Origin of the sequence: Streptomyces scabichelini, from assembly GCF_011045015.1 — a bacterium.
Classification (GTDB): domain Bacteria; phylum Actinomycetota; class Actinomycetes; order Streptomycetales; family Streptomycetaceae; genus Streptomyces; species Streptomyces scabichelini.
Map to the genome: position 1 here is coordinate 50774 of NZ_JAAKZY010000004.1, position 13187 is coordinate 63960.

11 protein-coding genes and 1 pseudogene are annotated in these 13187 nt (G+C 69.6%); 7 read left to right on the forward strand and 5 right to left on the reverse strand.

Annotation, left to right across the window (positions count from 1 at the left end; translation table 11 throughout):
* Window positions 1–13 precede the first annotated feature (13 nt).
* From G5C60_RS02225 to G5C60_RS02245, 5 genes and pseudogenes are all read left to right on the forward strand, one after another.
* The gene (locus G5C60_RS02225) at window positions 14–580 is read left to right on the forward strand and encodes a hypothetical protein (RefSeq protein WP_165254438.1); all 567 of its coding nucleotides are present in this window, start codon (window positions 14–16) and stop codon (window positions 578–580) included.
* Window positions 581–1377: 797 nt separating this feature from the next.
* The gene (locus G5C60_RS02230) at window positions 1378–2049 is read left to right on the forward strand and encodes a response regulator transcription factor (protein ID WP_338145655.1); all 672 of its coding nucleotides are present in this window, start codon (window positions 1378–1380) and stop codon (window positions 2047–2049) included.
* Window positions 2050–2190: 141 nt separating this feature from the next.
* A pseudogene (gene sepF / locus G5C60_RS53935) lies at window positions 2191–2298 on the forward strand (cell division protein SepF); the annotation flags it as partial.
* A 463-nt stretch (window positions 2299–2761) separates the two neighbouring features.
* The gene (locus tag G5C60_RS02240; protein WP_165254440.1) at window positions 2762–3388 is read left to right on the forward strand and encodes an SAM-dependent methyltransferase; all 627 of its coding nucleotides are present in this window, start codon (window positions 2762–2764) and stop codon (window positions 3386–3388) included.
* 28 nt (window positions 3389–3416) lie between these two features.
* Window positions 3417–3917, forward strand: a complete 501-nt coding sequence (locus G5C60_RS02245) for a DinB family protein (RefSeq protein ID WP_165254441.1) — start codon at window positions 3417–3419, stop codon at window positions 3915–3917.
* A gap of 600 nt (window positions 3918–4517) precedes the next feature.
* Here the strand turns inward: G5C60_RS02245 and G5C60_RS02250 are convergent.
* The 4 genes from G5C60_RS02250 to G5C60_RS02265 are packed head-to-tail and all read right to left on the reverse strand — an operon-like array spanning window position 4518 to window position 9847.
* A complete protein-coding gene (locus tag G5C60_RS02250; protein WP_165254442.1) occupies window positions 4518–6716 on the reverse strand; it encodes a hypothetical protein in 2199 nt (732 codons plus the stop codon).
* Between the two features lie 11 nt (window positions 6717–6727).
* Window positions 6728–7648: a carbohydrate ABC transporter permease gene (locus G5C60_RS02255; protein WP_165254443.1), complete on the reverse strand. Its 921-nt coding sequence runs from the start codon at window positions 7646–7648 to the stop codon at window positions 6728–6730.
* Window positions 7645–8601 carry a carbohydrate ABC transporter permease gene (locus tag G5C60_RS02260; protein WP_165254444.1) on the reverse strand — a complete coding sequence of 319 codons (957 nt, stop codon included), beginning with the start codon at window positions 8599–8601 and terminating at the stop codon, window positions 7645–7647. Before G5C60_RS02260 ends, G5C60_RS02255 begins: the two co-directional genes overlap by 4 nt.
* Window positions 8594–9847, reverse strand: coding sequence for an ABC transporter substrate-binding protein (locus G5C60_RS02265; protein WP_165254445.1), 1254 nt, complete (start codon window positions 9845–9847; stop codon window positions 8594–8596). The genes G5C60_RS02260 and G5C60_RS02265 overlap by 8 nt, the downstream gene beginning before the upstream one ends.
* A 267-nt stretch (window positions 9848–10114) precedes the next feature.
* Between G5C60_RS02265 and G5C60_RS02270 the strand changes: the two genes are divergently transcribed.
* Window positions 10115–10900 (forward strand): FadR/GntR family transcriptional regulator, encoded by a 786-nt coding sequence (locus G5C60_RS02270; protein WP_165254446.1) that lies wholly within the window; start codon window positions 10115–10117, stop codon window positions 10898–10900.
* Between the two features lie 46 nt (window positions 10901–10946).
* On the opposite strand, the gene G5C60_RS02275 is transcribed toward G5C60_RS02270, so the two are convergent.
* The gene (locus tag G5C60_RS02275; protein ID WP_165254447.1) at window positions 10947–12155 is read right to left on the reverse strand and encodes a mandelate racemase/muconate lactonizing enzyme family protein; all 1209 of its coding nucleotides are present in this window, start codon (window positions 12153–12155) and stop codon (window positions 10947–10949) included.
* 185 nt (window positions 12156–12340) lie between these two features.
* On the opposite strand from G5C60_RS02275, the gene G5C60_RS02280 reads away from it, so the two are divergent.
* Complete coding sequence (locus G5C60_RS02280) at window positions 12341–13102, forward strand: SDR family oxidoreductase (RefSeq protein WP_165254448.1); 762 nt, start codon at window positions 12341–12343, stop codon at window positions 13100–13102.
* Window positions 13103–13187 lie beyond the last annotated feature (85 nt).

The window sequence follows — 13187 nt, forward strand, 5'->3', positions numbered from 1 at the left end:
GGCCCTGTCGCCCATGAGCCAGACAGCATCGACCGCCGTCGCGCGGCTTCCGCGCTCCCTCGTCCGCTACGGCCTGTACGGGGTGCTCACGTCGTGGCTGGGGCTCACCGTCGCGAAGCAGTTCCGGAAGACACCGCAGTTCATGATCAAGATCGACCCGATCAACACCGCGGTTCCCGTCACCACGTTCTTCGCGCCCAACCCCGGCAAGACCGATATCCACCTCCTGACGCGCGAGAAGCTCGACGACGGCAGCATGACCCAGTGGTCGGAGCATCCGCTCATCTCGCCGCGGTCGCTGCGCCACATGCTGTGGCACCCGGGGCGGCGGGTCGAGAAGCTGCTCCCCGACGCGGTCGCCGAACTCGCCCAGGTCGTGCTGGAGGAGAAGCGGATCGAATACATCCAGCTCACCATCCCGTATCTCTCGATGCTGAACTTCGTCACGCATCAGTGCCGGCACCCGGCGGACGCACGGCAGGTGCAGTTCCTCATCGTGGAGTCCCCCGGTCACGCGAAGGGCGACGACCCGCGCACTCTCTTCGCGTCCCAGTTCCACGAACTGCCCGTCCGGATCTGACGTTTCCTCAGTTCGCGGTGTGGCGGGTGCCCTGCACCCGCAACACCGCGATCGCGTTTTCCCGGGAATGTCATGGTTCGGATATGGCGTGCGTCATCGCGGCCACCGACGCCGGATTCCTGGTGGCCCTGTGGTGCCAGGTGAACGGAATGCTCCGACCATCGCATCCGTCGCCATTGCTGAGAGCTCGGGGATCGTTGAGGAAAGGTCTTCGTGCCCGCTCCGGTCTTCCCCGAAGCAAAGAACCGGGGGTTCCCACGAGTCGGCGCTGATAGCACTGAGCGATATCGGGATGACGGTCTTCGCGGCGGCGCACCTCGCCCTCGGCGCGGCTGTGCCACTGCCGGCTCACCGACCCCCGGCCTCGAATTGCCACGGCCGGTCGCCTCTCATCGCTTTTCCGCTTTCGTCGCTTCACATCGTTTCGTCGTTCCTCAGACGAGAAAGAGTGGGTTTGGTTCGTAGGTCCGCGATGTGATGCCCGAAAGGGCACGGGCCGAGGGTCGCAAGGGCATGCGTCAGGGGCGGCAAGGGCGCGGAGTGACGCGTTTGTGTTGACCGGGGGAAATACGGGAAGCGGCGCGGGGAGCGAGATCATGTCTGCCGCGCCCGGGCCGCCCTCGCGGAAGCGGGCTTATTCGGTCAAGAATTTCGCTTGTTCGGTCATCTCCATGGCGTGCGACTGGCTGTACAACGGACGTGGGAGCTCGAGTTGGGGAAGGTCCCCGGGGGGGGAACAGAGCCCGCGGTAGTCGTTGTGCTGTGGATCGGGCCCCGAGAAGCGAGGTGGTCGGAGCGTGTTGTCCGTAGGGTTGGTCACGAACGACAGCAAACATGTGTCCTATCTCCTGGGACTGGCGCTCGACCGGTTCCAGATCGACATCGTGGTGCGCGGTGGGACCGTGGCGGACGCGGTGACGAGGCTCGAATCGGCCAGCGTCGACATCTGGCTCGCCCGGATGGCGGGCAAGGAAGCCGAGCAATGGCGGACGCTGCTCCCGGGCCGCGACGAACCGTCCCAGCCGGGCCCGCTCGTCGCGGTGTGCGAGGGTACGGAGCCGCAGGTGGCGGATGCCCTGGCGAACGGCGCGTCCGCTGTCGTCCTGCCCGACGACAGCGTCTTCGACACGGCGGCCGCGATGCATGCCGCGGCCTCCTGCGACCTGTTCATCTCTCCACGGGTGCTGCGGCGCATGGACCGTCGTCTGGCGGACGTCCTGACGGCCGGATTACCGCGTACTGACCTCATCACCGAGCGGGAGGAGTGCATCCTCACGCTGATGTCCGAGGGGATGTCCAACGCGGCGATCGGCAGCTCACTGCACATCAGCCCGGCCACGGTGGCCACACACGTCGGCAACATCCTGCGCAAACTCGAGGCGAGAAACCGGACCGAGGCGGTCACCACCGCGCTGGAACTGTCCCTGATCACACGCCCGGCCCGCCGGCACGCGCTCGCTTCGAGGTGAACACGCTGCTCTGCGAATCAGGCCGCGGGTTCCGCTCGCGTCCATCACCTTGTGGGCGCTCGCCCTGGCCTACGGCCGAGGGGCGCGGCTGGACCCCGGAGGAAAGCCCACGACCATGGTCGGCGGTGTACGCCCCACGGTCGGGAGGTCGCCGAGCACCTCATCAACCACGTCGCGGTCCTGCTGGACCTGAGTACGGCGGACACCGATATCGCCAAGCGCATCCTCGACTTCTCCAGCGGAGTCGTGGAGCACACCTGCGAAGCCTGCGGTGAGCCCGGCCGTATCCGCCTGCGCGGCGACGGGCCGCGGGTATGGATGCAGGCCGGCTGCGGCAACTGCCGCGTCCCCGCCTGATTCGCCGAGTGGCGGGCCGGCGGCTCGTGTCCCTCGACCCGAACGTGCGGCCGTGCCTGGTCACCGGCCGCGCGGCCTGTCTCCGGCGGTTCGCCGAGTGGGTGGCGTTCGCCGACGTGGTGAAGGCGAGCGATGAGGACCTGGCCGCATGCGAACCCGTACGCATGAGTGGCCGGGCGCGGCGACGTGATAGGCGCGTTCGCGGCGTGGCGCGCGCAGCCGAGGCCCTAAGGAGTCGAGCACATCTTCCGATTCGCGGTGCACTGCGCCACCTTGCCAGAACGGCAAGATGCCGTGCCGGATCATGGCAAGCCGGGCAAGACTTCAGCCGCGTGCCCCGACAGAAGGAGCCCCGATGAACATCACCAACGCGGTCACGTTCTGGGACGGCGTCTACGCGGCCCGACCGGCAGCCACCGATCCGCGGCCGAACGTGCGACTCACCGAGACGGTCGCGGGCCTGCCGCCCGGCGATGTGCTGGACCTTGGATGCGGCGCGGGTGGCGACGCGCTGTGGCTCGCCCGCCAGGGGTGGCACGTCACCGCCGTCGACGTCTCGTCCGTGGCGATCGAGCGCCTCACCGACCTTGCCGCCTCGCACGGCCTGGACGACCGGATCGTTGCCGAGCGGCACGACCTGCGCGAGTCCTTCCCGCACGGCGCGTTCGACCTTATCTGCGCCCACTACCTGCACACTCCCCTCGACCTGGACAGGGCGACCGTCCTGCGTGCGGCCGCGCACGCTCTGCGGCCGGGCGGGCGGCTGCTGGTCGTCGACCATGGATCGACCGCTCCGTGGTCGTGGAACCAGGATCCCGACGTCCGCTACCCGACCCCGCAGGAGGTCGCCGCGGACAGCGCCCTGGACCCGGCGACGTGGACGGTCGAGCGGGCCGCCGCGCCCCGCCGGATCGCGACCGGCCCAGATGGGCGCACCGCCGAGGTCACCGACCACGTCTTGATCATCCGCCGCACCGCTTGAACCGGTGCGGCTCCCGCGAGGAGTCACCATGTCCACCGCCCCCCGCCACAAACGCCGCGGCGACACCCCGCCGCCCCGCACCGGAAGCAGCGAGATCGAGGTTCTGCGCGGCTTCCTCGACTACCTTCGCAACTCGATCTCTGCGAAGGTCGAGGGCGCCCCTGCACCGCAGGCCCGAACTGCCGGAGTGCCGTCGGGCACGAACCTGCTCGGCCTGCTCAACCACCTCACCTTCGTCGAGCGATCAACGTTCCTCGGGGACCGTGTCACCGACTGGCAGGCGACCTTCCACGCCGCACCTGCGGACAGCGTGGCCGATGTCGTCGCCCGCTACCGGAAGTCGGTCGTACAGGCGAACGAAGTACTCGACGGGTGTACCGACCTCGGCGCACCGGTACCCCGCCCTCGGCCGAATGGCCCCGCTCCCAGCGTCCGCTGGGCACTCACCCACATGATCGAGGAGACCGGCCGCCACGCCGGCCATGCAGATATCCTCCGCGAACTGATCGACGGCGCGACCGGACGCTGACTTCACCATCCTCCCCAGGACGGGAACACGCATGATCCCGTGCCATGGCTCTGACCGCGGCCTCCGCCGGGTCCTCGCACTCGGCCGCCGCGCGCCCGGCGCGGTGCACTGGGTTACGGGCGGGGTTGAGTGAACAGGCTGGGTTCGACTCGGCGAGGACCCCGTGGCTGACCAGGCGTTTGAGCTTGGAATGGATGTCTTCGGCGTTTTCGGCACGATCGGCAGGTCGACGGCGAGGCACAAGTCGCGGGCCCGCAGTGGGGCGCCACCTTCGGCGAAGGCGGTCATGATCTGCTGGTAAGCGGGTTGCTCCGGCAACTCGGGCGCCGGCTGGGGCGGCGGTTCGTGGTCGGGTTCGTCGCCGATGGGCGAGAGAATGTCGACCGAGGCGAGCAGGCCCTCCCGTTCCCAACCGGCAGCGGCGCCACGGTGTGGACCAACAGCAGCGGCGGCAACGGCGCCTGGCGGCAGGTCACCCCGCCGGTAGCTCCGCCACCTCGGGCGACGCCGCTGACGGCCGTCCCCTCAGAGGGGGCAGCCGTCAGCCGCGTATGGCACGCCGCATGGTCGGGCAGGACTCTCTGACGGTCTCCGGAGCCGTCACGTTTCCGCCTCCACGCGGACCGGAGCGCCGTCCGGCAGGTCGAGCCGGATCATGGTCGTCTCCGTGGTCATGGTCGTGGCCTTGGCCGTCACCGGAACGCCATTGACCCGTGCTCCACGGCTGAAGCGTGCGGGCAGACGCAGTCGTCCGGGCACGGTGCCCGGTCCCTGTCGCAGGACGTGTATCTCCAGCCGGTCCTCCCCCGCGCGGACATCGAGGCCGATCCGACCGAAGCGGGTGGGTGTGCCCTCGACGCGGATCTCGGCACCCGGACGGAACCAGTGCGCGGGCGCCCCGGGCAACAGGTCGAGGCCCGCGCCACGTTCGAAGGCCAACAGGTGGCGCACCAGGCGGACGAACTCGGCCGACGCCCAGTTGTGGGGCATGTCCCCGCAGATCTGGAGGTGCCCGCTGCCGGTCAGCGGCTGCTCCTCGCGCCAGACGCGGGTCGGGGAGGCATGGTTGGCGAAGGCGTAGAGGTAGTCGGCCGCCTTATCGGGGCGGCCCGCGTACAGCCAGGCATGGGCGGCGAAGGACGCCTGGTACGTCCACACCGCCCGGTAGGGCAGCCAGCCGGTGGTGGCCGGGATGCCCTGCTCGTCGTCGCGGGCCTCGTACAGGCCGAGCAGGTCGCGCACCACTTCGTCGTCGGCGGTGAAGACCTCGCCGGGCCAGATGGCGTGGCACAGCGCCCAGGTCGCGGTCTCCGGCCGGATGCGCCGCCAGACCGGCACCTGACCGTCCGGGAGATGCGGTACGAACTGGTGCTCGCCGCTGCCCGGCAGGTTCATCGGGAGATACCGGAGGCCATCCTCGGTGGTGCGCCGCTGGACCTTGGCGGACCGCTGGAAGGCGCCGAGCAGGCTCTCGAAGAGGTCTCCGAAGCGTTCGGCATCGGCGCTCTCGTCGAGCATCCGGGCGCCGGCGACCGCGTACCTGAGGCCGGTCAGGATCCACATCGTGGTGGTGTATTCGGCGCGGCTGCCGCCGAGTCCGCCGTCCCCGAACGCCTCGGGCAGCAGGCCGCGGAGTGGGTGTTCGGCGGGCAACTCGGCTGCCTGATCGCGTAGTTCGGCGATGTGGGCCACGGCCGCGCGGACGGTGGGCCAGCGACGACGCAACTCCTCGGCCGCACCGGTCAGTTCGGCCTGGCGGACGAGTGTGGCGATGGCGATGCCCGTCTCCTTGACGTACGGCTCACTGTCCAGCTGCACGATGGAGCCGTTCGGCCTGACGCGCCGCATCAGCACCTCGAGGCCCGCATCCGCCGTGTCGTCCAGGCCCAGATAGCGCGCCGCCTCCAGCAGGAAGTGGCCGTCGACCAGCCACAGGCCCCGGTAGATCGTCGGGCCGACGTGCAGCACCGGCAGGTCCTGCTCGATCTCGCGGGCCTGGAGCATGTTGCGGGCGCAGGCGGTGAGCATGTCCTGCACGGCGGGGTCCGGCACGCTCAACGGCAGCCTTTGGACGTCGAGTTGATCCCAGTAACGGCGCTCCGCCCGCAGCGCGGCGTACGCCTGGTCGAGTTCCAGGTCGCCCTCGGTCAGCGGGACGACGACCGCCCCGCTCACACTCTCGCCGCCCCGCAACAGCACCGGCTCGGTGACCAGACCGGCGGCCGGACCGAAGCCCCGGGCTGAGCCGCCGACGAGCGGATGCCCGCAGGAGCGCAGGCGCCAGGCGTCCGGAGGAGCTGCGTCGACAGTCGGCAGTCCGTCCGTCCAGTCGGGAGTGGCGGGCGACTTGTCCACGGGTACGGCGTACACCTCGCGGCGGGAGCCGGCACTCGCGAGTGTCTCCCCCCGCAGATGCGCGTCGATGCGCAGACCGGTGAGGATCTCGTCCGCCCCGGGCGCCGTCCTGACGGTCCACAGGACGATGTCGTACCGGGCCGACCCCTCGTAGTGGGCGAAGGCGGTCAGTTCGAGCGTCTGGTTCGGGTACGCGACGACCGTGCGGACGATGGCGCGCCGGGCGCTCTCGGTCTCCTGACTGATCCGGACCGGGCGGTGCGTGGTCTGCGCGGAGAACTCCACCGTCCGCTCGAAGGACCAGGCGTCGAAGCCGCTCGCGTGGAAGCCGTAGAGGAGGGCGCCGTCCTCTCGTACGAGACTCTTGTGCGCGTCGTCCGGCCGGCACAGCAGTGTCCAGGAGGAGGCGGGCGCGTGCCTGAAGTCGATGGTGGGGCTGGTCATTTGATGATGGGTCACTTCACGGCTCCGGCGGTCAGGCCCGACACGATGCGCCGCTGTGCGAACAGCACGAGCAGGACGACAGGCAGAGTGATGAGGACGACGGCCGCGTCGATGCGGTTGTAGAAGACCTGGAACTGGCTCTGTCCGAGGTTCACGATGGCCAGCGGCGCGGTGAACTGTTCCGGGGTCTGCAGGAAGGACTGGGCGAACGCGAAGTCGTTCCAGGCGAGGATGAAGGAGATGATCGCGGAGGTGAAGACCGCGGGCATCGCCACCGGGACCACGATCCGCCACAGCACCTGCAGGCGGCTGGCTCCGTCGACCATGGCCGCCTCCTCCAGGCTGCGCGGCACCTGGTCGAAGAAGCTCTTCAGCAGCCAGGTCGCGATCGGCAGCGTGTAGACCATGTACGCGAGGACCAGTCCGCCCGGTGAGTCCAGCAGGCCGAGGTTGCGGTAGACGAGGAAGAGCGGGCCGACCATGGCCAGCACCGGGAAGAACCCGGCGAACAGTACGAAGCCGAGGACGAGGCCCGCGCCGCGTACCCGCAGCCGGGACAGCGCGTAACCGGCCAGCGTCGCGCACACCACCGACAGCGCGGTGCTGACCAGGCAGATGAGCAGGCTGTTGAGGAGCGGGCGCAGGAAGTTCTGGTCGGAGAGGTTGTCGCCGTAGCTGGCAAAGGTGAGGTCCTTGGGCAGGAAGCCGGTGACTCCCTCGGAGAACTCCTGCGAACTCATCAGCGAGGTCCGCAGGATCCACAGGAACGGGAACAGCGAGACCGCGACGATGACCGTCACGAGCAGGCCGAACCCCATACGCCGCCAGGCCGCGGCCCTGCGGCGTCGCTCGCGCGCGGACCTCCGGGCGTGGTGCTGCTTCGCCGTCGGCACCGGGGCGGGGCGCCGGGCCACGTCGAGTTGTCCGGTCATCGGGCCGCCTCCCGGCTGCTGTCGGTCCTGTCGCCGCCGTCGGTGCGGAAGATCCGGACGTATCCGGCCGCGACGAGCAGCGACAGCACGACGAGTACGACGGAGACGGCGCCCCCCGTGCCGAAGTCGGTCTCCACGAGGAACTCGCGCCAGTTGATGTAGGAGAGGGTCTCGGTCGTGTTGCCGGGACCGCCGCCGGTGAGGATGAAGACGACGTCGAAGACCAGCAGCGCGGAGAGCGTACGGAAGATCAGCGCCACCAGCAGGGCCGGCTTGAGCAGGGGGAGCGTGACGCGCCAGAAGGCCTGCCAGGCGCTCGCGCCGTCGATCCGGGCCGCCTCGTAGAGCTCGTCCGGGATCACCTGGAGCCCGGCGAGCAGGATGATGGCCACGAACGGCACGGTCTTCCATGCGTCGGTGACGCCGATCGCCACCCACGCCGTCCACTCGCCGCCGAGCCAGTTGGTGTCGGCGCCGGGCAGATGCAGGGCGCTGAGCGCCTGGTTCACGAAGCCCGTCTGCGGGTCGAGCATCGTCTTCCAGGACGTGGCCCCCACCACCGTGGGGACGGCCCACGGCACCAGGACGGCGGCGCGCACCCAGCCGCGGCCGCGGAAGGGGCGGTGCAGTACGAGGGCCACGACGAGCCCGGCGATCATCTGCGTGAAGACCGACACCGCGGTGTATACGAGGGTCCGCACGAGCGCCTGCCGGAACGCCGGGTCGGCGAACACTTCGCGGTAGTTGCCGAGTCCGGCGAAACCGTCCGCGGTGGGATCGGCCAGCTCGACGTGGCGCACCGAGTTCCACAGGTTGTAGGCGAGCGGGAACGCCGTGACCGCGAGCAGGATCACAAGGGTCGGTGCCAGCAGCAGCCAGCCAAGCCGCCGGTCCGCCGCCGCGGCGCGTGCCCACCGCGGCGGCCGCTCTGCCACATGGGTGGCGCTAGCCATTGGCCGCGTCCCGAACCTTGGGAGCCGCGTCGGACAGTGCCTTGTCCGGTGCGGTAAGGCCGGACACGACGGAGGACAGCATGGTCTGCAACTGGTCAGAGACCTTGGGGTAGTTGGGCGACACGGGCCGCTGGACGGCGACCTTGGCCACCTTCTCGACCTCCTTGAGGTACGGCGCGTCCTTGAAGAGTTCGGCGTTGTACGCGGCCGACACGGACGGCGGGTTGCCGGCCGCCAGTGCCCGGGTGATCTGGACGTCCTTGCTGGTGAGGTACTCGATCAGCTTCCACGCGGCCGTGGTGTGCTTGCTCCTGGCGTTGACCGCGAGCATCTCGGCGCCGAGCGTGGCGCCCTTGCCCGCGAAGGCCATGAAGCCGACCTTGCCCTCGGTGGGCGTGCCCTTGGCGGTGGAGAAGACGAACGGCCAGTTGATCGCGAACGCCGCCTGGCCGGAGTTGAAGGCCTGCTGGACCTCGCCCTCCTTCCAGCCGGTGACCGCGCTCGGCGCGATCTTGTACTTGCGGATCAAGTCGTCCATGAACTGGATGGCCTGCTGGTTCTGCGGGGTGTCGAGGTTCTCGGGGTCGAGCTTGCCGCCGAAGCCGCCGGCCATCGCCATGAACGCGGTGATCACGCCTTCGTACTTGGCGCCCTCGAAGGCCAGTCCGTATTTGAGCTTCGGGTCGTCCTTCAACGCCTGACGGGCGGCGGTGACGAGTTCGTCAGGGGTCGTCGGAGGCGTTTTGACCAGGTCCGTGCGGTAGAAGAGCCCCTCGGTGTTGACGAACCAGGGCACCGCATATGTCTTGCCCTCGTACTCGCCCGCGGACAGCGACGTGGGCATGAAGCGGGAGGTGTCGGCCTTCACCTTCGCCAGGTCCAGCAGCCAGCCGGATTTGGCGAAGGCGGGGGCGTAGATGCCGTCCAGCTTGAAGACGTCAGGGGATCCGGAGCCGGCGACGAGCCGCTGCTGGATCTGCTGCTGGTACTGCGTGGCGTCGGTGGAAAGCACCTGCACGTTGACCTTGATCTTGGGGTTCGCCTTCTCGAACGCCTTGATCGCGGCTTCCGTGGCCTTGCCCTCGGGCCCCAGGCCGGTGAGGGCCACAGTGATCGTCTCCGTGCCGTCGGAGCTCGTCGTGCCGCTTCCGCCACCGCAGGCGGCGATGAGGGAGACCGAAGCCGCAAGCGCAACTGCCGCTAGGCGTCGGCGTGGTGTCCGCCCTGACGAAGTGGAGGCTCTCATGTCGTCCCACGACCTTTCTCGGAGCGCGGCGCATTGTCGTCCCTTGAGCGAGTCTGCGGTCTAACTGGTCTGACCGGACTGCCCGCGGGCCACACCTTCCCATCGGGGTCAGGGGCCGTCAAGGCGCGGTGCGGAACATATTTGGCGGTGCGAGAGACCGGCTCCGGAGCACTCTGAGACCGTAAGGAGGCCGATTTCGGCTCTGACCTGTTGGTCTTACCGGTCTATCCTGTTCGGGAACACCGCCCCGGAGAGGAACTGGACACCATGGCATCCGACTTCACGGCGAAGGCTCCCGCTCCGCCGCTGTATCCCAACCAGGACGCCGTGCTCGGCCAGCTGGAGCGCAGGATCCTGACCGGGACGCTGAAGGTCGGCGACCGGCTGCCGTCCGAGCGGAGTCTGTGCACCGAGTACAACGTCAGTCGGCCGGTGATCCGGGAGGTGCTGCGAGGCCTGCAGGAGCGGGGCTATATCGAGATCCACCCGGGGCGCGGCTCGTTCGTACGGGCCGTGGGGGCGAGCGACCTGGCCCGGCCGCTGGCCCGCATGGCACAGCGCGCCGGGGTCACGCCGAGGGATCTGGTCACCGCGCGCACGATGCTGGAGTGCGAGGCGGCGGCGATGGCCGCGTCACGCGGCAGCGATGAGCAGATCGATCTCGTACGGCAGGCACTGGAGGCCCATCAGGGGGCCCGCGATCTGAACTCGCTGGCCCGCACCGACCTCGCCTTCCACGAGGCGGTGGCCAACGCCACCGGCAACCCGGTGATCGCCGTGATGTTCGGTTCCATCCGGACCCTGGTCTACGGGCTCATGCTGCGCAGTCTGAGCGACCGGGCGGTCCTGGAGGCGGGTGACCCCATGCACCAGACGATCTACGAGGGCATCGCACGCCGGGACGCCGAGGCGGCGCGAGCGGCTATGGCGGAGCATCTGCGGCTGGCGCTCGACCTCTATGGGACGGACCTGGACACGCCGCTGGACGATGTGCTGGCGCGGCGGGGCATCCAAGTGGCGCGGCTGGACGACGAGTTGGCGGGCCTGCGCTGAACCCGTCCAGCGCTGGAGGGCGAGCGGGAGTCCGAGGGCTCGCCGGTCACCCGCCCGCAGTCGACCGGGACGTCCGGCGCGTGGTGCCCGCGGCCTCCAGGTGTTCCGTACGCAACGCGACTCCCAGCCCGGGCGCGGTCGTCGGCGCCACCCACCCGTCGACCGGCACGGGCAGCCCTTCGGCCATCAGCCCGTACCAACTGTGGTGGAAGGCGCGTACGGTCTCGGCGATCAGTCCGTTCGGCTGGCTCGCGATGAACTGGACGGTGGTGGCGAACGACACCGGCCCGGTGCAGTCGTGCGGCGCGACGGCCACGCCGTACGTGTCGGCGAGCGCGGCCACCTTCCGCGCCTCGGTCAGCCCGCCCGTCCAGCTGATGTCGATGAGGGCCACGTCGATCGCCCCGCTCTCCAGCAGCGGCTTGAACGCCCGACGGCCGGCAAGGGTCTCCCCTGTCGCGATCGGCACCGAGGTACGCGCGCGCAGGCTGCGGTAGCCGTCGATGCCGTCGGGCCGCAGCGGATCCTCCACCCAGAACGGCTCGATGTCCTCCAGCGCGGTCAGGATCTCGACGGCGGCCTTCACCGACCACAGTCCGTGCAGCTCTACGAGGATGTCCATGCGGTCCCCCGCGGCGCCCCGGATCTCCTCGAGCACCTTCATGCCCTGCCGGATGTCCGCGGGTGAGACGTGCAGCCCGCCGGTCCGCTCGGCGGCGGAGTCGAAGGGCCAGACCTTCATCGCCGTGATCCCCTCGTCCAGCAGGGAGCGGGTCAGCTCTCCGGGACGGTGCAGGAACGCTTCCAGGTCCTCGTAGCGGTCGGACTCCTCGGGCAGCCCCCAGTTGGCCGAGGACTGGCGCCCCTCGTCGCGGATGTAGCCGGTGCCCGCGCAGGTGTTGTAGACCCGCAGCGACTCCTGGGCCGGACCGCCGAGGAGCGCCGTGACCGGCAGCCCCGCGCGCTTGCCGAGCAGGTCCCAGAGCGCGATGTCCACCGCCCCGTTGCCGCGCGTCTCCGCCCCCGAGCCGCCGAAGCCGACGTAGGGCGCAAGCAGCCCGGCCACCCGTTCGGGAGCCGGATCCTCGAGGCCGAGCAGCACCGGAGCGACCGACTCATGGAGGTACGCCTCGACGGCCTCCGCTCCCCAGAAGGTCTCGCCCAGTCCGTGCAACTCGTCGGACGTGTGGACGAGGACCTGGCAGACGTTGGGCTGGACTTCCGACCGCACGGTCTCCAGGGCGGTGATGCGCATGATCGTCCTCCATCTGGTCATGCCGGTCTTACCAGTCAGCCTGGAGCCTGACCGAGACTTCGCGCCGCGTCAAGCTCGCCTTCCGATTGCGAGAACCCCTCAGGCACCTCTTGACACAGGACAGGCGGGACGGGAGAAAGGAGATCGAGCGGTCAGACCAGTAAGACCGAAGAGAGGACACCGATGTGCCCCAGGATCTTGTCGGCCGACGCGTGGCCGTCACCGGCGGTGTCGGCGACATCGGCCTCGCGATCGGGTATGAACTCGCCTCCCGGGGCGCCGACGTCGTACTGATCGACATCGTCGACGAGGCGGAGGCTTCCGCTCGTATCGCGGGCGTGGGTCCGGTGCCGGGCACCCTGCGCCACGACCTCGCGGACACCACGGACCCGGACGCCGTCACCGCGGCGCTGGCGCGCGTCGACGGTCTGGACACGGCGATCGGCAACGCGGGCATCGTCCGCTCCTCCCCCTTCCTCAAAATCACGCCTGAGGACTGGCGGGCCCAGCTGGACGTCAACCTCACCGGGGTCTTCCATCTGACCCAGGCGGCAGCCCGTCAGATGGTCGCCGCCGGCACCGAAGGCCGCATCATTCTCACCGGCTCCTGGATCGGCTCCGTACCGTGGCCCGAAACCACGGCGTACTCCGTCTCCAAGGCCGGTCTCGAGATGCTCGCCCGCTCCGCCGCACTTGAACTGGCCCCGCACCGCATCCGCGTCAACGTCCTCGCGCCCGGGATCGTCAACGCCGGTCTGGCCGCTCGCCAGTACCGGGAGGAACCGCAGTACCGCGAACGCGTCGACCGGGCGATCCCCCTGGGCGACATGCAGACCACGCGACAGGTCGCCCAGGTCGCGGGATTCCTGTGTTCTCCAGCAGCCGACTACATCACCGGCACCGTGCTGTCGGCCGACGGCGGATGCTCGCTCGTGGCCGGCGGCTGACCGGCTCAGGGAGTGTGCCGGAAGTCCCGTCTTCCGGGCGGCCGGCGGGACTTCCGGCAGACGCTCCGGCACCGCCGCGCCCGCT